The following is a 22,407-nucleotide window of genomic DNA, read 5'->3' on the forward strand; positions in this document are numbered from 1 at the left end:
GCGGACTGGGACATGTCCTCACTCATTTCAGTCGGCTCGACACGAGGATCGAGACCAGGTGCAGCAGCGTCTGGACGATCGCGATGGCCGCGAGCACGGCGATGCCGAGCCGGGTGAAGAACAGGTCGCCCCTGACCTGGTCGATCACGGCCAGCACGAGGATGAGCAGCGTGGCCTCGATGCCGAGGACCAGCCGGTGGAACTTGAGGGCGGCGGCGGCCCTGCGGGCCAGCGCCATGCCGGAGGAGCGCGGCTCGGAGGCCGCCTCCTTCACGGGCGGCAGCCCGCCCTGGTGGCGGGCCACGCCGACGAGGTCGGTCTCCGCCTTGATCAGGATGGCGCCGAGCGCGGCGAGGGTGCCGAGGAAGGCCCACAGCCAGTCGATTCGGCCGCTGCCGAACAGGTCGGCGCCGCGCAGGCCGAAACCGACCAGGACCGCGGCGTCGGTGAGGTAGGCGCCGACCCGGTCGAGGTAGACCCCGCCGAGCGAGAACTGCTTGCGCCAGCGGGCGATCTCGCCGTCGACGCAGTCGAGCAGCAGGTAGAGCTGGACGGCCACGACCCCGAGCACCGCGCCCGGTATGCCGGGCACCAGCAGGGCGGGGCAGGCCAGGACGCCGAAGACCGTCATGAGATAGGTCAGCTGGTTGGGCGTGATCCTGGTGTTCACCAGGTAGGGGTCGATGTGCAGCGAGATCTCCCGCATGTACATGCGCCCTGCCCAGTGTTCGCCGCTGCGCCGGTCCTTGACCCCGGCGGGGTGGACGACGGGGCGAAGTTCAGCTACCGATGGCCTTGGCATAGTCGGCGTATGCGTCCTTGATCTGATCAGTGGACAGGTTGAGGTGTTCGAGGATCGTGTACCGGCCGGGCCGGGTCTGCGGGGCGAACTCCACGGCCTGGACGAACTCGTCCACGCTGAAGCCGATGTCGCCGGGCAGGACCGGCTGCTCGTGCCGGCGCAGGACCTGCGCCATGTACCGCGACTGCTCGTGCTCCCCGCGCAGGTACATCGCGAAGACCGCGCCCATCCCGCACTGCTCGCCGTGGCTCGCCGCGCGCTTGGGGAACAGCAGGTCGAAGGCGTGGTTGATCTCGTGGCAGGCGCCGGAGGCGGGGCGGCTGTCGCCGGCCACCGACATGGAGATCCCGGTCATCACCAGGCCCTCGGCGAGGGTCTGCAGGAAGCCGTCCTGGCTGACGTCTCCGGGGTGGCGCAGGATCGCCTCGCCGGCCTGCCGGGCCATGGCGGCGGCGAGCCCGTCGATGGACTCGCCGGTGACCCGGTTGGACAGCTCCCAGTCGGCGACGGCCGAGATGTTGGAGATGACGTCGCCGATACCGGAGCGGATGTACCGCGAGGGCGCCTCCCGGATCACCGCGAGGTCGATGACCACGGCGATCGGGTTGGGCACCCCGTAGGAGCCGCGGCCCGCGTCGTTGTCGAGGGTCGCGACCGGCGAGCACAGCCCGTCGTGCGAGAGGTTGGTGGCGACGGCGACCAGCGGCAGCCCGATGCGGGCGGCGGCGAACTTCGCGCAGTCGATGATCTTGCCGCCGCCCAGGCCCACGACGGCGTCGTAGTGGCCGGACTTCATGGCGTCGGCGAGCTTGATCGCGTCGTCCAGGGTGCCGCCGCCCACCTCGTACCAGCTCGCGCCGGGCAGCGCCGGGGCCAGCCGCTCGCGCAGCCGGGCCCCGGAGCCACCGCTGATCGCGATGGCGAGCTTGCCGGACGCCGAGATCCGCTGGTCGCACAGGACGGAGGCGAGATCGTCCAGGGCGCCGGGGCGGATGTCGACGACGACCGGCGAGGGGATGAGCCTCGTCAGTACTGGCACGCGATCTCCCGCCCCCTGGCCAGGTCCTCGTGGTTGTCGATCTCGACCCAGGTGACCTCGCCGATGGGGGCGACGTCGATCGGGAAGCCCCGGTTGACGAGCTCCTGGTAGCCGTCCTCGTAGTAGAGCTGCGGGTCGCGCTCGAAGGTCGTCTTCAGCGCGTCGGCCAGGGCGTCGGCCGCCTCGCCCTCGATGAGGGTGACGCCGATGTACTCACCGGTGGCCTCGGCCGGGTCCATGAGCTTGGTGATCTTCTGGACGCCCTTGGCGGGGTCCACGACGACCTTCATCTCCTCGTCCGCGAGCTTCTTCACGGTGTCGAGGGCCAGGATGATCTTCTTGCCCTCGCCGCGCGCGGCGAGCAGGGTCTTCTCGACGGACACGGGGTGCACGGTGTCGCCGTTGGCGAGGATCACCGAGTGCCGGATGGCGTCGCGGCCGCACCACAGGGAGTAGGCGTTGTTCCACTCCTCGGCCTTGTCGTTGTCGATCAGGGTCAGCTTGAGGCCGTACTTGGCCTCCAGGGCCGCCTTGCGCTCGTAGACGGCCTCCTTGCGGTAGCCGACGATGATCGCGACCTCGGTCAGGCCGATCTCCGCGAAGTTGCCGAGGGTGAGGTCGAGCACGGTGATGCTCTCCTCCTGGCCCTCGGGCCCGACCGGCACCAGCGCCTTCGGCAGGGTGTCGGTGTAGGGGCGCAGACGCCGTCCGGCGCCGGCCGCGAGCACGAGGCCGATCATGCGGGTTCTCCTTCATCGTGTACGGCGGGTGCACCGCGTCGGTGTGCGGTCACCCAGAAGCGGATGCTCTCGAAGAGCACCACGAGGGCCACGATCACGGCGATCACCGTGAGCGCGGTGCTGAGACCGCTCCCGGTGAGGACGGCGGCGGCGATCGTGACCAGCAGCGTCCTGCCGTCCTGTCCGCCGATCGCGGCCGTCAGCCACCGGGGCGGCGCTCCGGTGCCTCCGCGAATGCGGTACACCGTGTCGTAGTGATGGTAGGCGACGGCCGCCACCAGCCCGAAAGCCGCGGGCAGTGCGCCGTTCACCTCGCTGCGGGCGGCGAGCAGCAGCACGGTGCCGTACTCGGCGGCCCGCAGGAAGGGCGGGACGAGCCAGTCCAGGGCGCCCTTGAGGGGGCGGGAGAGGGCGAGACCCGAGGTCAGGACGTACACGGCGGCGCCCAGGACCGGCCAGGCGCTGCCCCGCTCGGTGAACGCGGCGCAGCCGGTGACGGCCGCGCCGCCGACGAAGGCCACGAAGGGCACCCCGAAGGCGGGCATCCGCCGGCCCAGCGGGCGCAGCACCCGGGAGGCCGCGCGGGCGAGCGGGCCGTTGTCGGCGAGGTCGGCGAGGGCCTGGGCCGCGCGGTCGGTGCGGTGGGCCCGGCGGGTCAGCGAGCGCAGCAGGCGTCCGGCGGTCGTGTAGCACGCGGCGAGGGCGCAGCCGATGATCAGGACGACCAGGGTGATGCGCGGCGTGGTGACCGCGGTGAGAACGGCGATCATCGCCCAGCGCTCGCCGATCGGCAGCACGATCATGCGGCGCAGCCACACGGTCCAGCCGACGCTGTCGAGCTTGTCGGAGAGCGCGGCGGTGGGGCTGGTGTTGGCGGTCGCGTCGTGGTTGGCCTCGTTGAACGAGAAGTCCACGACGTGCCGGCAGGTCTGGAGGACCATCGCGCCGAGCGCGAGCGCCCACACGTCGTCGCCCCTGCCGGCGTGGGCCGCGCCGAGCGCGAGACCCGCGTAGTAGGCGTACTCCTTGGCGCGGTCGAAGGTCGCGTCGAGCCAGGCGCCGAGCGTCGAGTACTGGAGGGAGTAGCGGGCGAGCTGCCCGTCGGTGCAGTCCAGGACGAAGGAGGCGAGCAGCAGCACGCCGGCGGCGACGAAGCCGGGGCGGGTGCCGGTGGCCGCGCAGGCCGCCGCGATCAGCGCGGTGACCAGCGAGGCGGTGGTGACCTGGTTCGGGGTGAGGCCGCGGCGCGCGCACCAGCGGGCGAGGTAGCGCGAGTACGGACTGATGCAGTGCGTCGTGAAGAAGCCGTCGCGGGCCTTGACGGCCGAGCGCAGCCGGACGTCCTCCTCGTCGACGCTCTCCACGGACTGGCGGGCCTCGTTGCGGTCCTGCGGTCCGGTGGGGACGGCGGCGACGAGGCTGCCGAGTTCGGGCTGGTGGACGGCGGTGCCGCCTTGGCCGAGGAGGGTGGCGACGCGGTCGGGCAGCGATGTGTCGGCGGTGGTGGCGGGCTCCGGCTCGGGCGCCCGCTCGGGGTTCGCCTCGGCGGGCATCGGCTGGTGCAGCGGGTGGCCCGCGGTACCGGTGCCGGCCGGGGTCAGCGCGCCGGGGGCGGTGGAGCGCAGGGCGCCCTCCAGCGCGCGGCCGAGGGCGGCGCGGGCGGCGGGCTGCGCGGTGAGTGCCCCGGGCACGGCGGCGGCGGGGAAGCGGGGATCGGTGAGGCCCAGTCGCAGGGAGTGCGTGTGGCCCACGAACCGGGGGTCGACGAGGGCGACGCGTTCCCCGGCGGGGACCGCCGCGAGGGCGGCCGGGGCCTGCGTCGCGTCGGTGACGACCCGCACCTCGAAGCCGAGCGCGCGCAGTTCGCCCTCCAGGGGCGAGCCGGGCACCGGCGGACCGGTGAGGATGGCGGTCGGCAGAGGACTCACTCCTTGGAGGCCGGCCCGGCGGGTGGGCCGGACAGCGAGGGTGGGGAGCGCCCCGGACCGGCGCGGCCGGGCGTCGGCTGAGGCTATCGGATGCTGTGCGACAGGCGTTCACCGCCTGTTCACGGTCCGAAAGGAATGGTCTGCTCGACGGCCGACCACGCGATCATCATGGTGGATCACCCGCCCGGTTCCAAACCGCCGGGGGCAATTCGCCATAGGGTGGGCGGCCATGACATGGCTGATCACAGGCGGAGCGGGATATATCGGCGCACACGTGGCGCGTTCCATGGCACAGGCCGGGGAACGCGTCGTGGTGCTCGACGACGGAAGCACGGGGGTGGACTCGCGTCTGCCGCAGGACATCCCCCTGGTACGGGGCTCCTCGCTCGACGCGGAACTGCTGCGCGAGGTCTTCGCGCGGCACGGGGTGAGCGGGGTCGTGCACCTCGCGGCCCGCAAGCAGGTCGGGGAGTCGGTGGAGCGCCCGCTCCACTACTACCGGGAGAACCTGCACGGACTGACGGTGCTGCTGGAGGCGGTCGCCGAGGCGGGGGTGAAGAAGTTCGTCTTCTCGTCCTCGGCCGCCGTGTACGGCAACCCGCCGGACGTGGAGTTCGTCACGGAGGACACCCCGTGCGTGCCGATGTCCCCGTACGGGGAGACGAAGCTCGCGGGCGAGTGGCTGGTACGAGCGGCCGGCCGGGCGCACGGCATCGCCACGGTGTGCCTGCGGTACTTCAACGTGGCGGGGGCGGCGGCGCCCGAGCTGGCGGACACGGGGGTGTTCAACGTGATCCCGATGGTCTTCGAGCGGCTCACCGCGGGCGAGGCCCCGCGGATCTTCGGCGACGACTACCCGACCCCGGACGGCACCTGCGTACGGGACTACGTGCACGTCGTGGACCTCGCCGAGGCGCATCTCGCGGCGGCCAGGTATCTGGAGGGGGCGCCGCAGGCCGGTGACCTGACGGTGAACATCGGTACCGGCCGGGGCGTCTCGGTGCGGGAGCTGGTGACGCTCATCGCGGAGGTGACCGGGGACACCCGGCCCGCTCTCGTGGAACCGCGCCGTCCCGGGGACGCGCCACGCGCCGTGGCCTCGGCCGAACGGGCCGCCGAGGTCCTGGGCTGGCGCGCGCGGCACGAGGTGCGCGACATGGTGGCCTCCGCCTGGGAGGGCTGGCGGCTGCGCCATCCCGAGACGGCCGGGGCATAGGCCGAAGGCGCCGGGGGCGAGTCCCGGGCGCGGGCCCGGCCACCGGGAAGCATCGACTGAGGGTGCCCTGACCTGCGATCATCACCGCAGGTCAGGGCATATGACAACGGTGTTCAGCCCCGTGTTGCCCGATACCCCTGGCGGGTAGTTCACTGGCAGCGGCGGCCGGAGCCGGCCGCCGCCGGCACACGAAGACGGAGGGACGGTCCGATGGGGGCTGGGCACGACCACGGGCACGCGCACACGCCCGCGCCGGGCACGGCCACCTCGGCCTACCGGGGCCGGCTGCGGGCCGCCCTGTGCCTCACGCTCCTGGTGACGGTGGTCGAGGTCGTCGGGGGCGTCCTGTCGCGTTCGCTCGCGCTGGTCGCGGACGCCGCGCACATGGCGACGGACGCGCTGGGCCTGGGGATGGCGCTGCTGGCCATCCACGTGGCGGCCCGCCCGGCGAGCGACCGGGCGACCTTCGGGTACGCCCGCGCGGAGATCCTGGCCGCCCTCGCCAACTGTCTGCTGCTGCTCGGGGTCGGCGGGTACGTCGCCTTCGAGGCGGTGGGGCGGTTCGTCGACCCCGAGCACACCGAGGGGCCGCTCGCCCTGCTGATCGGTGCGATCGGTCTGCTCGCGAACTGCGTGTCGCTGGGGCTGCTGCTGCGCGGGCAGGAGGAGAGCCTCAACGTGCGCGGCGCCTTCCTGGAGGTCGCGGCCGACGCGCTGGGCTCGCTCGCGGTGATCGTCTCGGCGCTCCTGGTGTGGTCGACGGGCTGGCCCTACGCCGACACGATCGCCTCGCTGCTGATCGGCCTGATGATCGTGCCGCGTACCTGGCGGCTGCTGCGGGACACGGTGAACGTCCTGCTGGAGACGGCGCCCAAGGGCGTGGACATGGCACAGGTGCGCGAACACGTCCTCGCGCTGCCCGGGGTCGAGGAGGTGCACGACCTGCACGCGTGGACCATCACCTCGGGGATGCCGGTGCTCTCGGCGCACGTGGTCGTGAGCGCCGACGCGCTCAGCTCGATCGGTCACGAGAAGATGCTGCACGAGCTTCAGGGCTGCCTGGGGCACCACTTCGACGTCGAGCACTGCACCTTCCAGCTGGAGCCGCGCGGTCACGCGGAGCACGAGAGCGGACGGTGCGTGTAGGCCCTGGCCGGTCGGTCCCAGGGCGGGTGGCCGGGGGATCCGGGGCAGGACGCCCGGGGCGCGCGACGGCCGGTTGCGAGGGGCGGGCGCCGCGTACGGCAGACTTGGGGCCAAGCCCGAAGCGAAGGATGCGTATGCCGATCTCATCAGCCACCGCGGCCGACAGCTCGTCCCCCTCGTCCACCGAAGCGATCCTGCTGGAGCTGGTGGACGAGAGCGGTACGACCATCGGGACGGCGGAGAAGCTCGCCGCCCACCAGCCGCCCGGCCAGTTGCACCGCGCCTTCTCGGTCTTCCTCTTCGACGAGCACGGCCGGCTGCTCATCCAGCAGCGGGCCCTCGGCAAGTACCACTCCCCCGGTGTGTGGTCCAACACCTGCTGCGGGCATCCCTACCCCGGCGAGGCCCCGTTCGCGGCGGCGGCCCGGCGCACCTTCGAGGAGCTGGGCGCCTCCCCCTCGCTGATGGCCGAGGCGGGCACGGTGCGCTACAACCACCCGGACCCGGCCTCGGGTCTCGTGGAGCAGGAGTTCAACCACCTCTTCGTGGGCCTGGTCCCGGGCCCGCTGCGGCCGGACCCGGAGGAGGTCGGGGACACCGCGTTCGTGTCCGCGCAGGAGCTGAAGGAGCGGCACGAGCAGGACCCGTTCTCCGCGTGGTTCATGACCGTGCTGGACGCGGCCCGCCCGGCCGTACGCGAGCTGACGGGCGACGCGGCGGGCTGGTGAGGGCCGGGGCGGCCCGCCGGTACGCGCCCCCGGCCGTATCGCGTGGTCACGCGCGCGGTCACCGTACGCGCGTGGTCAGCGGCAGGGCCGCCCAGATGATCTTTCCTCCGCTCGCGGTGTGCTCCACGTCGCAGGCGCCGCCCTCCTCGCGGGCGATCTCCCGCACCAGCAGCAGCCCCCGCCCTCCGGTCTGGGCCGCGTCGGCCTCCAGGGCGGTGGGCCGGTAGGGGTGGTCGTCCTCCACCGACACGGTGATCCACTCGGGTCCGGCCGCCACCTCGACCGCGAGGACGGGCGAGAGCAGCGCCGCGTGCCGTACGGCGTTCGTGACCAGCTCCGAGACGATCAGCAGCAGCCCGTGGGCCACGTCCGGCGAGACCGGTACGCCCTGCCGCTCCAGCAGGTCCCTGACCGCGTGCCGGGCCTGCGGTACGGAGGCGTCCTCGGCGGGCGCCGTGAATCTCCAGACCCCCTCGTGCGGCAGCGACCGTGCGCGCGGCGCCCCGGGCACCCCCTCCCCTTCGCTCGCGCTGTGCCCCGTGCCGGGATCGTCGTCCTCACGCTCTGTTGTCACCACAGGAGGAGTCTTCGGCAGGGCGCAGGTCCGGACCACGCTATTGACCAGAAGTCAGCGTGTATCGACGGGACTTGACCGGCCAACGACGACAGTGGAGAGAAGGTGACCAGTCCGGGTTCCTTCCTGCCCGCTTGGCCGCGGTTCCGGTAGGCCCCGAGGGCGGAGGGTGAGCCGCTCGGAGGGTGAGCGGGCCCCAGCCGTCCGAGGAGCATTCGGCCGCCGCTGCCCGGCCCGCCTCTTCACGTCATACCTACCAGTAGGTAACGTGCCGGTATGACGAAGCTCCCCCCGCGCGCCGCCCGCCGCTGCCACAACGTGATCAACCCGCTGCACTCCCTGCACTACTTCTCGCCCGACCTCGGCGAGGTCATGGGAGAGCTGGGCCTCAAGGACCGCTCGGCCGTGTACCTCGCGACGCGGGCCGCCGCGATGGGGCAGGTCGGGGCGGGTGCGGTGACCGCCACCTTCTACAACTTCTCGCCCCGGCTGGTGGCCGAGCACGTGCCCGCCGTGTGGGGAACCGTGTTTCCCGGGACGGTTCTCCAGGCGCGGCTGCAGGTCGTGGACCTGACCCTGCGGCGGCTGCTCGGTGACGAGGCGGTCGAGTCCCCGGAGATGGCCGAGGCGGCGCGGCTCGCGCTGCGGGCCGCCGAGGCGTGCCGGCCCGAGGCCCGGCCGCTGTACGCCGCGCACGCCGATCTCCCGGTGCCGTCCGAGCCGCACCTCGCGTACTGGCACGCGGCGACGCTGCTGCGCGAGCACCGGGGCGACGGCCATGTGCAGGTGCTGCTGCGCGCGGGGCTCGACCCGGTGGAGGCGCTGGTCACGCACACCGCGACCGGCAGGGGCATGGTTCCCCGTTTCGTCATCGCGAGCCGGGGCTGGCACCGCACCGACTGGGAGGCTGCGGTGGAGCGGCTGCGCGGGCGCGGGCTGCTCGACGCCGACGGCGAGCTGACCGAGGCGGGGCAGGCCCAGCGCCTGGAGATCGAGGAGGAGACGGACCGGCTGGACCTCGCACCGTACGAGCACCTGGGCGCGCCGGACGTGGAGCGGCTGACGGAGCTGGCGAAGGCGTTCACGGGTACGGCGCTCGCGAACGGCGGCTTCCCGGACGGCGTCTTCGGCAAGGGCTGACTCCGGGCGGGTGACCTGCGCGGAGCCGGGGGTTTGCGGGTGGGCGGAGCGGTAACGCGCTGAGCACCGGAGGCGGCGCCTCCGTCCGGGGGCGGCCGCGCACCGGCGTGCCGCCCGTACGTCCGTACTGTCCCCGAGGAAGGGATGCCCCCATGTTCCGCGCCATCGCCGATGTCTTCCGCCAGATCGGCGGCGCGCTCGCGACTGTCGTGACGCTGCCGTTCCGCGCCGTGGCCCGCCTGTTCGGCGGGGCCTCGCAGTCCACCCGGCGCGCCTGAGAGCCCGGTCGAGCCTGATCCCCGCGCCGCCGTGCCGCCTGCCAGAATGGGCCGCAAGCTCAGAGTTAAGGCGGTACGGGAACGTGACAACACCCCGCACAGGGTCCATCGAAGGACGCATTGCCGAGGAACTCGGTGTACGGGAGCGGCAGGTGAGGTCCGCGGTCGAACTGCTGGACGGCGGTTCGACCGTGCCCTTCATCGCGCGCTACCGCAAGGAAGCGACCGAGATGCTGGACGACGCCCAGCTGCGGACGCTTGAGGAGCGGCTCCGCTATCTGCGGGAGCTGGAGGAGCGGCGTCGCGCCGTCCTCGAATCGGTGCGCGAGCAGGGCAAGCTGACCGAGGAGGTCGAGGCCCGCATCCTCGCGGCCGACACGAAGGCCCGGCTGGAGGACGTCTACCTGCCCTTCAAGCCGAAGCGGCGCACGAAGGCGCAGATCGCCCGCGAGGCCGGTCTGGAACCGCTGGCCGAAGGACTGCTCGGCGACCCCTCGCAGGAGCCCTCGGCGGCGGCCGCCGCCTTCGTCGACGCGGACAAGGGCGTCGCGGACGCGCAGGCCGCTCTCGACGGTGCCCGCGCGATCCTGTCGGAGCGGTTCGCCGAGGACCCCGACCTCATCGGTGAGCTGCGTGAACGCATGTGGACGCGGGGCCGGGTCGTCGCGAAGGTCCGGGACGGCAAGGAGGAGTCGGGCGCCAAGTTCGCCGACTACTTCGACTTCACCGAGCCCTTCACCGCCCTTCCCTCGCACCGCGTGCTCGCGATGCTGCGCGGGGAGAAGGAGGAGGTGCTCGATCTGGTGCTGGAGCCCGAGGAGGCTCCGGCCGAGCCGGGCGTGCCCTCGTCCTTCGAGGGGATCGTCGCGCAGCGCTTCGGTGTCGCGGACCGGGGCCGGCCCGCCGACAAGTGGCTTCGGGAGACGGTGCGCTGGGCCTGGCGCACCCGCATCCTCGTCCACCTCGGGATCGATCTGCGGCTGCGGCTGCGCACCTCCGCCGAGGACGACGCGGTCGCCGTCTTCGCCGCGAACCTGCGCGATCTGCTGCTCGCCGCCCCGGCCGGTACGCGCTCGACGCTGGGCCTGGACCCGGGGCTGCGTACGGGGGTGAAGGTGGCCGTGGTCGACGCGACCGGCAAGGTCGTGGCGACCGACACGATCTATCCGCACGCCCCGCGCAACCGCTGGGACGAGGCGCTCGCGAGCCTCGCGCGGCTCGCGAAGCAGCACTCCGTCGAGCTGATCGCGATCGGCAACGGCACGGCCTCCCGGGAGACCGACAAGCTCGCGGGCGAACTCATCGCGCGGCATCCGGAGCTGGACCTCACAAAGGTCATGGTCTCCGAGGCGGGCGCCTCGGTGTACTCGGCCTCGGCCTTCGCCTCCCAGGAGCTGCCGGAGCTGGACGTGTCGCTGCGCGGCGCGGTGTCCATCGCCCGCCGGCTCCAGGACCCGCTGGCCGAACTCGTCAAGATCGACCCCAAGTCGATCGGTGTCGGCCAGTACCAGCACGACCTGTCCGAGGTGAAGCTGTCGCGTTCGCTGGACGCCGTGGTCGAGGACTGCGTGAACGGGGTCGGTGTCGACGTGAACACCGCTTCGGCGCCGCTGCTGGCCCGGGTCTCCGGGATCAGCGCGACCCTGGCGGAGAACATCGTCGGGCACCGGGACGGCAACGGCCCCTTCCGCTCGCGCAAGGAGCTGAAGGCGGTCGCCCGGCTCGGCCCGAAGGCGTACGAGCAGTGCGCGGGCTTCCTGCGCATCCGGGACGGGGAGGACCCGCTCGACGCGTCGAGCGTGCACCCCGAGGCGTACCCGGTGGTGCGCCGGATGGTGAAGGCCACGGGCGGCGGGGTCGCCTCGCTCATCGGCGACACCGGGACGCTGCGCACGCTGCGTCCGGCGGACTACGTGGACGACACCTTCGGCCTTCCGACGGTCACCGACATCCTGCGCGAGCTGGAGAAGCCGGGCCGCGACCCGCGACCCGCCTTCCGCACGGCGACCTTCAAGGAGGGCGTCGAGAAGCTGTCCGACCTGGAGCCGGGCATGGTGCTGGAGGGCGTGGTCACGAACGTGGCCGCGTTCGGCGCCTTCGTGGACGTCGGCGTGCACCAGGACGGGCTGGTGCACGTCTCGGCGATGTCCCGCTCCTTCGTCAAGGATCCGCGCGAGGTCGTGAAGCCCGGGGACATCGTGAAGGTCAAGGTCATGGAGGTGGACATCCCGCGCAAGCGCGTCTCCCTGACCCTGCGGCTGGACGACGAGGCCGCGACCGGCGGCGAGCCGGGCCGTGGCGGTGGTTCCCGCGAGCGGCGCGGCGGAAACGGCGGGAACGGCGGTGACCGGGGCCGTAAGGGCGGCGGGGAGCGCACCCCGCAGCAGCGCCAGCCGCGCGGAGGTGGCGGCGGAGGCGGTGGTGGCCGTCCCGCCCCGGCGTCGGCGCCCGCGAACAGCGCGATGGCGGACGCCCTGCGCCGCGCCGGGCTGACCGGCGGTGGTGGCGAGCGCGAGTCGCGCGGACGTGGCAGGCGCTGATCCGCGAGACGGCCGGGGCCGCTCCCGCGCGCGAGGTGCGCGCGGGAGCGGCCCTCGTCGTCTGTGCGTGTGTGTCACGTCGTACGCGTGTGGGGGTCGTACGTGTACGGGGGCTTCGCCGTACCCGGTGTCCGGCGCCGGACACGGGTGGTTCCGTTCCGTCGCAGGGGCCTCAACTCACGCCGTGCTCACCGCCCTTCACGCATAATGCGCACAGGAGCGCGCCCGCCACGAGCGGGCGGGCCGAGGACGTGCGAGAAAGGGAGTGCGGCATGGCGGACGAGGTGGCGGCGCCTGAAGCGGGCGCGGGGCGGCGGGTCGCCGTCGACACGAGTGCGGCCCATCCGGCGCGGGTCTACGACTGGTTGCTCGGCGGCAAGGACAACTACCCCGTGGACCAGGCGGTCGCCGAAGCGCTGCCGCCGGGCGCCGTCGAAGGGGCCCGGCAGAACCGGGCGTTCATGCACCGGGCCGTCAAGTGGCTTGCCGAGCAGGGCGTCGACCAGTTCCTCGACGTCGGCACCGGGATACCGACCGAGCCCAACCTGCACCAGATCGCCCAGTCCGTGAACCCGGCCGCCCACGTCGTCTACGCCGACAACGACCCGATCGTCCTCGCGCACGCCGAGGCCCTGCTCACCGGCACCCCCGAAGGGGAGACCCACTACCTGCCCGCGGACGTGCGCGAGCCGGAGGAACTCCTCGCGCGCGCCGGGAAGCACCTCGATTTCACGCGGCCGGTGGCGCTCTCTCTCATCGCGCTGCTCCACTTCCTGCCCGACAGCCAGGACGCCTACGGGATCGTCCGCCGGCTCGTGGCCGCGCTGCCCCCGGGCAGCCATCTGGTCCTCACCCACTCCGCCTACGACCTCTTCCCCGAGGCCCTGGAGAAGGCGGCGGCCGACTACCGCAGGGCGGGGATCGAGATGGCCCTGCGCGCACGGCCCGAGGTGGCCCGCTTCTTCGACGGGCTCGACCTCGTACCGCCCGGCCTGGTCACCGCGAGCGAATGGCACCACGAGACAAGCGAGTTCGTCGCGGAGCCGAGCGGCCTGTACGCCGGTGTCGCGCGGGTCCGCAAGGAGGCACGATGACAACCGTCCGTATCGCCGGGGTCGACATCGACACCACGGCCCCGCATCCCGCCCGCGTCTACGACTGCCTGCTCGGCGGCAAGGACCACTACCCGGTCGATCAGCGGGTCGCCGCGAGCCTTCCCGAGGCCGGGGCCCAAGGTGCCCGGGAGAACCGGGAGTTCATGAGGCGGGCCGTCAGGTGGCTGGCCGGGCAGGGCGTCGACCAGTTCCTCGACGTCGGCACCGGCATACCGACCGAGCCGAACCTGCACCAGGTCGTCCAGTCCGTGAACCCGGCCGCCCACGTCGTCTACGCCGACAACGACCCGATCGTCCTCGCGCACGCCGAGGCCCTGCTCGTCAGCAGCCCCGAGGGGGCCACGCACTACCTCCAGGCGGACGTGCGCGAGCCCGCCACGATCCTGCGCGAGAGTCGCGAACTGCTGGACTTCACACGGCCCGTGGCGCTCTCGCTGATCGCGCTGCTGCACTTCCTCCCCGACGACGTGAAGCCGCACGACATCGTCAGGACCCTCACCGGGGCGCTGCCCTCCGGGAGTTACCTCGTGCTGTCGCACGCCGCCTCGGACATCTACCCGGACAAGGCGGCGGAGGTGCGGGAGGGCTACGCGCGCGGGGGCATCCAGCTCGCCTTCCGCGACCGGGCCGAGGTGGCGCGGTTCCACGAGGGGCTGGAGCCGGTGGCACCCGGCCTCGTGGAGACCACGTCCTGGTACCGGGACACGGCCCGCCCGGAGCCCGGCCTCGGCGGGATCTACGCGGTCGTCGCGCGCGTACCGTGAGCCGCGGGCGGCCCGGGCGCCTCCGTAGCGAGGGTCGGTAAGCTCTTCCCCGGTCGGCCGCCCGGCGGCCGGCCGAGGTGCCCCGGCGTCCGTTGCACCGGACACCGGGGCGTCTTCAGCGGTCTGCCGACCGAGGGGCCCCGCCCGTGGCCGAACTACCGGCGGGGTCCTGCACTATGGCCCGCTGTCGCGTGAGCCTGTTCTGCGCCTTCAGGCGGGCGCTCAGAACCTCGGTCGCGCTCAGCTCCCTGAGCTTGTCGGGCGGCACGTCCCACTCCCGTCCGCCGCAGAGCGGGCGAAGCTGGACGACGGCCCCCACGTGTCCCATGACCTCTCCGACCGTGGACGTCCTGACGTCCTCGACCACGGAGCCACGACCGGGGTGGGCACTGGTCACCGCCCGGGGGCGGGCTGGGAACTGGGCAGATCCCTCAGAGCCTCGGCCAGCCGCGAGGCGACCGTGACCGACACCCGCCCCAGTTCGATCAGCGGGGCTCCCCTCTCATAGGAACTGGAGTGCCAGAGCGGGTCCACCCGCAGAGTCGGGAGCGTGATGCCCTGGTCGGCCAGGACATCGCGGAGTGTGTCCACGATCGCCCTGGCCTCCGCCAACATCGTGGGGCGATCCGTCTCGGGGGGCGATCCGGGGGTCGTCATCGAAGCTCCTCACATCGGTGCAGCACTGAATGCGAGCGGCCCTGCGGCCGCTGCCCAGCCACAAGAGTGGTCCATGAAGGCGCGACAAACGGGCAAAATAGGGGCCCAACCTGCTGTGTGGGCAGGCCGTACGGCGCGCACCGTGTCTGACCTGCGCAGCCGCACGACTGTTCACGTGTGACCAGACGCGTGGTCAGGAGGCATGTCGAGTGAGCCGGGACGAGCAGCGCGAGGACTACGAGGAAGGAGTGGAGGATGCCCGCCGCAGATTCGGCACGGAGTGTCGGCACCGACGACTCACCGCCGAAGGCGGTGCGTTGAGTCAGACCGCGTTGGCGCGGCTGCTGAGGACTTCCAAGTCGACCGTCAGCCGCATCGAGACAGGGATTGGCCCCATACCCCCGGGTATCGCCGCTCGACTCGATGAAGCCTTCGAGACGGAAGGGGAGTTCAAGGAGCTGGCGGAGGAGATCACGGCAGGCAGCTTCCCCGTGCTGAACCGGCGCCGGATGACGATGGAGCGCGAGGCGATCGCCATCTTCGAATGGTCGCCGACCCTTGTGCCCGGCCTCTTCCAAACCCCGGAGTACGCGCAGGCACTGTTCACGTGCGGCCTCTGGAGAGCATCGCCACAGGAGATCGCCTCCCGGGTGGCAGGTCGTATCTCACGGCAGGAGCTCCTGAGATCGTCTCCACCACCGGACATGCGGGTGGTTCTGTGCGAGTCGGTGATTCGGCGGACAGTCGGCGGACCCACCACCATGCGCGCTCAGTTGCAGGCGCTTCTGTCTGCCGGCAGTGAACCCAATGTCCGCTTGCAGATTCTCCCGCTTGACGCCGAACCGCATGTACTCATGGGGGGCGCCGTCAGCATCCTGACGATGCAATCCCATGTGCCCGTCGTCTGCGTGGAGGCGTTCCGTCTGGCTGCCATCTACGAGGACGAGGAGCGGGTGCGCACAGCACTGCGCGGCTTCAACGACATGACGTCGGAGGCGTTGTCAGCGCGGAAGAGTGCCGAGCTGATCCACGAACAGATGGAGTCCCTGTGATCGGGGACAGCGAATAGGTATAGCGGAATTCCTCCCCAGTGACAGCGAGGGCGGCGACGGCCGGCAAGGGAGCCCGCCCGAGCGGACGGCGAGGCCGCCGCACGGGCGACGGTCGGCGGCCCTCCCCGCAACGACCGTCCTCCACCTCCGGCCGCCGGACCGGAGGCGGAAGCCGACAAGCGGTCAAGGCCACGGCTACCCGGCGGTCAGGAACTCGCCTTCGCTCAGCGCACGATTGACGATGCGGGTGTCGCCGATGGTGCCGTGGAAGACGATGTCGACCGCGCCCGCGTACTCGTGGCCGCCCAGGAGCCACGGCAGTCCGAGCGAGGTGAGGCCGGTCGAGACCCGGTTCGGGTTGTCCACGACCGGGGCGCCGTCGACGTACAGCTTCGTGAGGCGGCCGTCGTTGACCACCGCCAGGTGCCACCATCTCAGCTCGACCAGGCCATGGCCCCAGTTGGTCGTCGGATAGGTGGTGTTCAGCGGGTAGTGGTTGAACTGCGGCTCGCGGCCGTTGTTCGAGATGGCGAGCTGGAGTACGGGCTCGCCCGGGTCGGTGTTCCTGCCGTGCTTCCCGGCGGCCTCGGCGGATCCCCGCCGGCTGAGGATCGCCGACCAGCCGTTGTTCCCGGCGTCCCAGTCCAGCGGCATCATCACGAAGGTCTCGATCGTGAACCCGGACCGGAACGTCTCGCCGTTCAGCGGAGCCTTCGCCCCGGTCGTCAGATACGCGCCGTGCAGCGGGTTCCGGCCGCCCACGAACTTCAGGCTGGCGTGCCCGGGCTGGTCGGGGTGGTGGTCGGCGGACCAGGTCAGCGCGTCGGCCGCCGTGCCCGGCGTGGTCACCACCGTCAGGTCGTTGCCCCTGCCGGTCAGGTCGCGGACCGTACGGCCCGCGGCGAGCGGGGTGCCGGGGGCGCCCTGTCCGTCGAAGCGCCAGTACGCCAGTGTGCCCTTCACCAGCTCCCTGGAGGCGGGCCGGGCGGGCCGGACCGGTACCGGGGCGAAGCCGGAGAACCGCTTCCCGAAGTCGACCGGGACCGAGAAGTTGTCGACCGGGCCGGTGATGCGGGCGTGCTCGGCCGCCACCTCGCTGCGCCGCTTCGGGTCCTGCGCCAGGATCCACGGATTGATCGTCTCGACGTCGATCGTGTCGCGGACCAGGTCGAAGTGGTACAGCCGGATCATGGCGCCGCCGCCGAAGTAGCGGTTCTGGTAGTTGGTGATGTGCAGGTGCACGTCGTTTCCGGCGGCGTTCTTCCGGGTCGTGCGCCCGGGCGGCCAGTAGTGGCCGTTGAGGGTCAGGAAGATCTGGTCGTTGTCCTTGATCAGCTCGTCCCACATCACCTGACCGTTTCCGGCGAGTTCGGCGTTGTTCTCCGGGTCGCCGGACTTGTACGGGAAAACGTTGTCATCGTACGGCGCGGCGACGATGTCGTGCGAGGTGAGGATCACCGGCATCCTGGGGTGGGCCTTGATCATGTCGTTGGCCCACTGGTAGCCCTGGTCGGTGGTCCGCCAGTCCAGGGCCAGCAGCAGCCACGAGCGGCCGGCCGCCTGGAAGACGTGCGCGGTGTTGTAGCCGGTGGCGTCCGCCCCGGCGAAGGTCCTGGAGCGCTTGAACCGCCGCGGGCCCATGGTCCGCAGGTACGGCGTGTCGCCACGGGTGTCGTCGCCGGTCACGTCGTGGTTTCCGGCCAGCACGCTGTACGCGGCGCCGTGCGAGTCCAGCAGCGCGAAGGCCTTGTCGACCTGCTGGAAGGACAAGGGGTCGGCGTCCTCCGTCAGGTCACCGAGGTGCGCCATGAACACGATGTTGTGGTCGGGGGCGCCGCTGTTGTCGATGACGTAGCGGAACGACTCCTCCTGCGGCTCCCGGTTGACGCTGTCCTGACTCCCCCAGTACAGGAACTGGGTGTCGGGCATGACCGCGAGGGTGAACTGGAGGGACGTGGCGTCCGGGCTCCAGGTTCTGCCCCTCCCGCCGCTCTCCCCGCTCTTTTCGGCGTCCGCGGCGAAGGCGGGCGACGCGCCGAGCGCGGACCCGCCCACTCCCACCGCGGCCGCTCCCGCGGCGGCCAGTGCCGCGTTGCGCAGAAGTCCTCGCCGGCTCTGCCCGTCCGGTGTCTGTGACGGGGTGTCGTCGTGCGTGCACATAGGAGCCCTTCTCGGGTCGACAGGTTGAGGTGGCGACGACGCTACCCACGAGGGGTACGAGCTGGGCAGACTGCGGATGACGAACAGGATCCGGGGCCGGTCCGGGATTTAAGGCCCTGGTCGGGCAACGGCCAGGAACCCTCCGGTCCGAACGGAGGGTGATCGGCCCGCGCGGCCGCGCGCGGGCCCGTCCGGCGGGCTTCCGTGCGCTACCGCTCCGTGACGCGTCCCGCCGCGACCTCGAAGCGCCGCGTCGTGCGGACCGCGTCGAGCATGCGGCGGTCGTGGGTCACCAGCAGGAGCGTGCCCTCGTACGAGTCGAGCGCGGACTCCAGCTGTTCGATGGCGGGCAGGTCGAGGTGGTTGGTGGGCTCGTCCAGGACGAGGAGGTTGACTCCGCGTCCCTGGAGGAGGGCGAGCGCGGCGCGGGTGCGTTCGCCGGGCGAGAGGGTGTGCGTGGGGCGCAGCACCTGGTCGGCCTTGAGGCCGAACTTCGCGAGGAGCGTGCGCACTTCGGCCGGTTCCAGATCGGGTACGGCGACGCGGAAGGCGTCCATGAGCGGGGTGTCCCCGTCGAACAGGGCGCGGGCCTGGTCGACTTCGCCGATCAGGACGCCGGAGCCCAGGGAGGACTCCCCCGCGTCGAGCGGCAGCCGGCCGAGGAGCGTGGCGAGCAGGGTCGACTTGCCCGAGCCGTTGTCCCCGGTGACGGCGACGCGGTCGCCCCAGTCGAGCTGGAGGCTCACCGGGCCGAACGCGAAGTCGCCGCGCCGCACTTCGGCATCCCGCAGGGTCGCGACGACCGCGCCGGAGCGCGGGGCGGCGGCGATCTCCATGCGCAGCTCCCACTCCTTGCGGGGCTCCTCGACGACCTCCATGCGTTCGATCATGCGCTGGGTCTGCCGGGCCTTGGCGGCCTGCTTCTCGCTGGACTCCGCGCGCAGTTTGCGGCCGATCTTGTCGTTGTCGGTGGACTTGCGGCGCGCGTTGCGCACCCCGTGCTCCATCCATCCGCGCTGCGTCTGCGCGCGTTCCTGGAGGGCGGTGCGCTTGCCCGCGTACTCCTCGTACTCCTCGCGGGCGTGCCGGCGGGCGACGGCGCGCTCCTCCAGGTACGCCTCGTAGCCACCGCCGTAGAGCCGCACCTGCTGCTGGGCGAGGTCGAGTTCGAGGATGTCGGTCGCGGTGCGGGACAGGAACTCGCGGTCGTGGCTGACCAGGACGGTGCCGGCCCGCAGTGAGGTGACGAACCCCTCCAGCCGGGCGAGGCCCGCGAGGTCGAGGTCGTTGGTCGGCTCGTCCAGGAGGAACACGTCGTAGCGGGAGAGCAGGAGGGAGGCGAGGGAGGCGCGGGCCGCCTGGCCGCCGGACAGGGCGGTCATCGGGAGGTCGAGTCCCGTGGTGAGCCCGAGGTCGGCGGCGACCGCCTCGGCCCGTTCGTCCAGGTCGGCGGCGCCCAGCGCGAGCCAGCGCTCCAGGGCCTCGGCGTACGCGTCGTCGGCCCCGGCGCGTTCCTCGACCAGCGCCGCGGTGGCCTCGTCGAGGGCCTGCTGCGCGGCGGCGACGCCAGTGCGGCGGGCGAGGAAGGCGCCGACCGTCTCGCCCGGCCTGCGCTCCGGCTCCTGCGGCAGGTGTCCGACGCTCGCGCCCGGCGGGGTGAGCCGCACGGTGCCCTCCTCGGGTGTCCCGAGCCCGGCCAGCAGCCGCAGCAGCGTCGACTTGCCCGCCCCGTTGGCGCCGACGAGCCCCACCACGTCTCCGGGCGCGACGACGAGGTCGAGCCCGGAGAAGAGTGAGCGGTCGCCGTGTCCGGCGGCGAGGTCCTTGGTCACGAGAGTCGCAGTCATCAGGGGTGGGAGTTTATCGGGCCCCGGGCCCCCGTTCCGCCCGATAAAAATCCCACCCCGGCTCCCCGGTCTCAGCCCAGCGTGAACCAGGTGCTGCGGGACTTCTGCCACTCGGGGTGGTCGAGGTCCTTGGCCTGGGTGCCGTCGCCGTACAGGTCGGCGTCGCCGTCGTCGGTGACGAGCTGGACACGGGCACCGGCGCCCGCCGGGGCGGGCACGGACACGACGGACTCCCAGCCCCCGGCGTCGGCGGTGGGGAGGTCCAGGGCCTTGACGGGGGCGTGGCCGGGGACGCCGTCCCAGCGGTAGAGGGCGTAGGGGTCGCTGTTGTCGTCGGCGGCCCAGGAACCGGCGAGGATCAGGTACTCGTCGGCGGCGTTCTTGCGGATGTCGCGTACGGACAGTCCGCCGAGGTCGAGTTCGACGGGGGTGCCGAAGGCCGCCTTCGTGCCCGTGACGACCTTGTCCATGTTCGTCACCGGCACCAGGAGCGCCTTGCCGCCGGTCACCGCCGGGGTCAGCGGGGCGCGGAAGCCGAGGTAGGCGGTGGTGGTCGAGCCGGGCGCGAACTCCAGGCCCTCGACGTTGAAGCCGTCGACGGACTTGGGCACCTTGCCCTTGGCGGTGGCCGCCGCGAAACCGTAGCGGTCGTCGTGGGACTTGTCCCAGGCCACGAGGTCGTCGCGCAGCTTGTGGTAGGCGCTGGTGAAGGAGAGGGAGGTGGTGGCCCCGCTCCCGGACACCTTGGTCGTGAAGACGGTGTTGCGGTCGGCCTTGTACTCGCCGTCCTTGTTGTTGCCGAGGGAGCCGGTCCAGTAGATGGTGTCGCCGACGCGGGTGCCGCCCTCGATGTCGGCCTCCTTGTCGGCGCCGAGCTTGCCGCTCATGTCCCAGGTCTTCACGGGGGCGCCGGAGACCGAGCCGTTGTAGAGGCGCAGGGTGTTGTCCTCGTCGTTGGCGACGACGAGGTAGCCGCCGCCGACGTCGACGGCGGCCGAGGCGTCGCTCGCCCCGGTGAGGTAGCGCGCGTCGGCGGAGTACTGCACGGCGGGGGAAGCCGCGTAGTGCAGGGTCTTCGTCGTGGTCTTCCCGCCGAGTCCGTTGACCCTGACGGTCAGGTCGGTGTAGCCCCGGCCTCGGGCGGTGACGGCGAGCGTCCTGCTGCCGCCGGTGCCCGTCACGCTCACGTCTCCGGTTGCGGCGACCGAGGTCTTGCTGCTCTTGGAGACGTCCACGGTCAGCGCGGAGGCGTCGGCGCCGCTCTGGGACACGGTGACCGCCACCGTCGGGTCGGCGCTCGCTCCGACCGCTCCGGACAGGTACGCGGTGGACAACGAGATCGACGGGGTGCCGTAACTCGCGGCGTGGGCACTGCCGTTCAGCCCGGTGGCGGCGAGCAGCAGGGCTCCGGCGGCGCCGAGGCCCGTTCGGCGGAGGGACGGGGGGACGGGAACGCGCACGGCGAGGCCTTTCGTCTGTGTGCGAGGGCGCGTCCGGCCGGGGGACCGGACACCGAGGAGAAGGCTCGGCCCCCTGCGACAACGCCCGGCGGACGGCGGAGGTACGGGGAGCGAACAGGCGGGGACGAGCGGGGCGGCCCCCCTCCGAGGGACCGGCGGGCGGAGCCCCGACGCCGTTCACACCCCGGGGCCGCCGTCCTCCTCACGGGCGATACCGTCGAACACATGGACAGCGAACACAGGGCCGGCACCTCGGACGTCGTGGTGGTCGGCGGGGGCGTCATCGGGCTGACCACGGCCGTCGCGCTGGCGCGGGCCGGACGGCGGGTGGAGGTGTGGTCGGCGGACGCGGCGCTCGCCACCACCTCCGCCGTGGCGGGCGGTCTGTGGTGGCCGTACCACATCGAGCCGGCCGAGCGGGTCGGCGCGTGGGCGCTGGAGTCACTGGAGGTGTACGCGGGGCTCACCGGCGAGCCGGACCGCACCGGCGTCCGGCTCGTCGAAGGGGTGCACGCGGGGATCTCGCTCGGGGATCTCGGGCCGTGGGCGGAGCGGGTCGCCGGCCTGCGCCCCTCCACCACTCGCGAGTACGCGGGTGGGCCGGGGCTGTGGGCGCGGCTGCCGCTCATCGACATGCCGACCCATCTGGCGTGGCTGACCGGGGAGTTGCTGGCGCACGGCGGGCGGCTCGTGGCGCGCCGGGTGCGTTCCCTGGACGAGGCCGCGCGGCAGGCGCGCGTGGTGGTCGACTGCGCGGGGCTCGCGGCCCGCGAGCTGGTGCCCGATCCCGCCGTCCATCCCGTGCGCGGCCAGCTGGTGATCGTCGAGAACCCGGGCGTGGACACGTGGTTCACGGCGGTCGCCTCGGGCGGCCCGCTCTCGGTGTACTTCCTCCCGCAGCCCTTCGGGCTCATCCTCGGCGGGACCGCCCAGGTCGGCGACGGGCACCGGGAGCCGGATCCGGACACCGCCCGGGAGATCGTGCGCGGCTGCGCGGCGATACGGCCGGAGATAGCGGACGCGAAGGTGCTCGGCCACCGCGTCGGCCTGCGCCCCGGGCGCACCGGCGGGGTGCGGATGGAGACGGAACGGCTCGCGGACGGGACACCGGTCGTGCACAACTACGGTCACGGCGGGGCCGGGATCACGGTGGCCTGGGGCTGCGCGCGGGAGGCGGCCGCACTGGTCGCGGCCGCCTCCGGGTGAGGGGGGGGCCGGACG

Annotated in this window: 19 protein-coding genes; 10 read left to right on the forward strand and 9 right to left on the reverse strand. The window is 72.3% G+C overall.

The window, feature by feature from the left end; all coding sequences use genetic code 11:
- Window positions 1-22: 22 nt before the first annotated feature.
- From AB0J21_RS01830 to AB0J21_RS01845, 4 genes are read right to left on the reverse strand one after another with little or no spacing between them, the layout of a single operon-like run.
- Window positions 23-802 (reverse strand): CDP-alcohol phosphatidyltransferase family protein, encoded by a 780-nt coding sequence (locus AB0J21_RS01830; RefSeq protein ID WP_363143771.1) that lies wholly within the window; start codon window positions 800-802, stop codon window positions 23-25.
- Complete coding sequence (locus tag AB0J21_RS01835; RefSeq protein ID WP_363143772.1) at window positions 780-1,841, reverse strand: iron-containing alcohol dehydrogenase family protein; 1,062 nt, start codon at window positions 1,839-1,841, stop codon at window positions 780-782. Before AB0J21_RS01835 ends, AB0J21_RS01830 begins: the two co-directional genes overlap by 23 nt.
- Window positions 1,829-2,581, reverse strand: coding sequence for a phosphocholine cytidylyltransferase family protein (locus AB0J21_RS01840; RefSeq protein WP_363143773.1), 753 nt, complete (start codon window positions 2,579-2,581; stop codon window positions 1,829-1,831). Before AB0J21_RS01840 ends, AB0J21_RS01835 begins: the two co-directional genes overlap by 13 nt.
- Window positions 2,578-4,500, reverse strand: a complete 1,923-nt coding sequence (locus AB0J21_RS01845; RefSeq protein ID WP_363144075.1) for a DUF5941 domain-containing protein — start codon at window positions 4,498-4,500, stop codon at window positions 2,578-2,580. The genes AB0J21_RS01840 and AB0J21_RS01845 overlap by 4 nt, the downstream gene beginning before the upstream one ends.
- A gap of 238 nt (window positions 4,501-4,738) precedes the next feature.
- Between AB0J21_RS01845 and galE the strand changes: the two genes are divergently transcribed.
- From galE to idi, 3 genes are all read left to right on the forward strand, one after another.
- Window positions 4,739-5,725 carry a UDP-glucose 4-epimerase GalE gene (galE, locus tag AB0J21_RS01850; RefSeq protein WP_363143774.1) on the forward strand — a complete coding sequence of 329 codons (987 nt, stop codon included), beginning with the start codon at window positions 4,739-4,741 and terminating at the stop codon, window positions 5,723-5,725.
- Between the two features lie 210 nt (window positions 5,726-5,935).
- Window positions 5,936-6,871, forward strand: coding sequence for a cation diffusion facilitator family transporter (locus AB0J21_RS01855; protein ID WP_363143775.1), 936 nt, complete (start codon window positions 5,936-5,938; stop codon window positions 6,869-6,871).
- Window positions 6,872-7,005: 134 nt separating this feature from the next.
- Window positions 7,006-7,599 carry an isopentenyl-diphosphate Delta-isomerase gene (idi, locus tag AB0J21_RS01860; RefSeq protein WP_363143776.1) on the forward strand — a complete coding sequence of 198 codons (594 nt, stop codon included), beginning with the start codon at window positions 7,006-7,008 and terminating at the stop codon, window positions 7,597-7,599.
- Between the two features lie 58 nt (window positions 7,600-7,657).
- Here the strand turns inward: idi and AB0J21_RS01865 are convergent, their stop codons facing one another.
- Window positions 7,658-8,110, reverse strand: a complete 453-nt coding sequence (locus AB0J21_RS01865) for an ATP-binding protein (RefSeq protein WP_363144076.1) — start codon at window positions 8,108-8,110, stop codon at window positions 7,658-7,660.
- A gap of 339 nt (window positions 8,111-8,449) precedes the next feature.
- On the opposite strand from AB0J21_RS01865, the gene AB0J21_RS01870 reads away from it, so the two are divergent.
- From AB0J21_RS01870 to AB0J21_RS01890, 5 genes are all read left to right on the forward strand, one after another.
- On the forward strand, window positions 8,450-9,313 hold the full coding sequence (locus AB0J21_RS01870) for a hypothetical protein (RefSeq protein WP_363143777.1): 864 nt from the start codon (window positions 8,450-8,452) through the stop codon (window positions 9,311-9,313).
- Between the two features lie 152 nt (window positions 9,314-9,465).
- Complete coding sequence (locus tag AB0J21_RS01875; RefSeq protein ID WP_363143778.1) at window positions 9,466-9,591, forward strand: LPFR motif small protein; 126 nt, start codon at window positions 9,466-9,468, stop codon at window positions 9,589-9,591.
- Window positions 9,592-9,674: 83 nt separating this feature from the next.
- Complete coding sequence (locus AB0J21_RS01880; protein ID WP_363143779.1) at window positions 9,675-12,131, forward strand: Tex family protein; 2,457 nt, start codon at window positions 9,675-9,677, stop codon at window positions 12,129-12,131.
- Between the two features lie 272 nt (window positions 12,132-12,403).
- Entirely contained in the window at window positions 12,404-13,225 is an 822-nt protein-coding gene (locus AB0J21_RS01885; protein WP_363143780.1) for an SAM-dependent methyltransferase, read from the forward strand.
- Window positions 13,222-14,010 (forward strand): SAM-dependent methyltransferase, encoded by a 789-nt coding sequence (locus tag AB0J21_RS01890; RefSeq protein ID WP_363143781.1) that lies wholly within the window; start codon window positions 13,222-13,224, stop codon window positions 14,008-14,010. Before AB0J21_RS01885 ends, AB0J21_RS01890 begins: the two co-directional genes overlap by 4 nt.
- Window positions 14,011-14,403: 393 nt before the next feature.
- On the opposite strand, the gene AB0J21_RS01895 is transcribed toward AB0J21_RS01890, so the two are convergent.
- Window positions 14,404-14,667: a hypothetical protein gene (locus AB0J21_RS01895; protein ID WP_363143782.1), complete on the reverse strand. Its 264-nt coding sequence runs from the start codon at window positions 14,665-14,667 to the stop codon at window positions 14,404-14,406.
- 209 nt (window positions 14,668-14,876) lie between these two features.
- Here AB0J21_RS01895 and AB0J21_RS01900 point away from each other — a divergent pair, with 209 nt between their 5' ends.
- Window positions 14,877-15,719: a helix-turn-helix transcriptional regulator gene (locus tag AB0J21_RS01900; protein ID WP_363143783.1), complete on the forward strand. Its 843-nt coding sequence runs from the start codon at window positions 14,877-14,879 to the stop codon at window positions 15,717-15,719.
- A gap of 195 nt (window positions 15,720-15,914) precedes the next feature.
- Here the strand turns inward: AB0J21_RS01900 and AB0J21_RS01905 are convergent, their stop codons facing one another.
- The 3 genes from AB0J21_RS01905 to AB0J21_RS01915 form a co-directional block, all read right to left on the reverse strand.
- Window positions 15,915-17,879: a LamG-like jellyroll fold domain-containing protein gene (locus AB0J21_RS01905; RefSeq protein WP_363143784.1), complete on the reverse strand. Its 1,965-nt coding sequence runs from the start codon at window positions 17,877-17,879 to the stop codon at window positions 15,915-15,917.
- Window positions 17,880-18,088: 209 nt separating this feature from the next.
- A complete protein-coding gene (locus AB0J21_RS01910) occupies window positions 18,089-19,726 on the reverse strand; it encodes an ABC-F family ATP-binding cassette domain-containing protein (RefSeq protein ID WP_363143785.1) in 1,638 nt (545 codons plus the stop codon).
- Between the two features lie 71 nt (window positions 19,727-19,797).
- Complete coding sequence (locus AB0J21_RS01915; RefSeq protein ID WP_363144077.1) at window positions 19,798-21,129, reverse strand: DUF3616 domain-containing protein; 1,332 nt, start codon at window positions 21,127-21,129, stop codon at window positions 19,798-19,800.
- A 282-nt stretch (window positions 21,130-21,411) separates the two neighbouring features.
- Between AB0J21_RS01915 and AB0J21_RS01920 the strand changes: the two genes are divergently transcribed.
- Entirely contained in the window at window positions 21,412-22,392 is a 981-nt protein-coding gene (locus tag AB0J21_RS01920) for an FAD-dependent oxidoreductase (protein ID WP_363143786.1), read from the forward strand.
- The last annotated feature ends 15 nt before the right edge of the window (window positions 22,393-22,407 follow it).

It is taken from the genome of Streptomyces sp. NPDC049954 (genome assembly GCF_040656295.1).
GTDB lineage: Bacteria > Actinomycetota > Actinomycetes > Streptomycetales > Streptomycetaceae > Streptomyces.

Coding starts and splice junctions, on each gene's coding strand:
- AB0J21_RS01885 (WP_363143780.1), top strand. CDS start 12,404: ATGGCGGACGAGGTGGCGGCGCCTGAAGCGGGCGCGGGGCGGCGGGTC.
- AB0J21_RS01920 (WP_363143786.1), top strand. CDS start 21,412: ATGGACAGCGAACACAGGGCCGGCACCTCGGACGTCGTGGTGGTCGGC.
- AB0J21_RS01875 (WP_363143778.1), top strand. CDS start 9,466: ATGTTCCGCGCCATCGCCGATGTCTTCCGCCAGATCGGCGGCGCGCTC.
- AB0J21_RS01910 (WP_363143785.1), bottom strand. CDS start 19,726: ATGACTGCGACTCTCGTGACCAAGGACCTCGCCGCCGGACACGGCGAC.
- galE (WP_363143774.1), top strand. CDS start 4,739: ATGACATGGCTGATCACAGGCGGAGCGGGATATATCGGCGCACACGTG.
- AB0J21_RS01870 (WP_363143777.1), top strand. CDS start 8,450: ATGACGAAGCTCCCCCCGCGCGCCGCCCGCCGCTGCCACAACGTGATC.
- AB0J21_RS01890 (WP_363143781.1), top strand. CDS start 13,222: ATGACAACCGTCCGTATCGCCGGGGTCGACATCGACACCACGGCCCCG.
- AB0J21_RS01895 (WP_363143782.1), bottom strand. CDS start 14,667: ATGACGACCCCCGGATCGCCCCCCGAGACGGATCGCCCCACGATGTTG.
- AB0J21_RS01840 (WP_363143773.1), bottom strand. CDS start 2,581: ATGATCGGCCTCGTGCTCGCGGCCGGCGCCGGACGGCGTCTGCGCCCC.
- AB0J21_RS01905 (WP_363143784.1), bottom strand. CDS start 17,879: ATGTGCACGCACGACGACACCCCGTCACAGACACCGGACGGGCAGAGC.
- AB0J21_RS01830 (WP_363143771.1), bottom strand. CDS start 802: ATGCCAAGGCCATCGGTAGCTGAACTTCGCCCCGTCGTCCACCCCGCC.
- idi (WP_363143776.1), top strand. CDS start 7,006: ATGCCGATCTCATCAGCCACCGCGGCCGACAGCTCGTCCCCCTCGTCC.
- AB0J21_RS01855 (WP_363143775.1), top strand. CDS start 5,936: ATGGGGGCTGGGCACGACCACGGGCACGCGCACACGCCCGCGCCGGGC.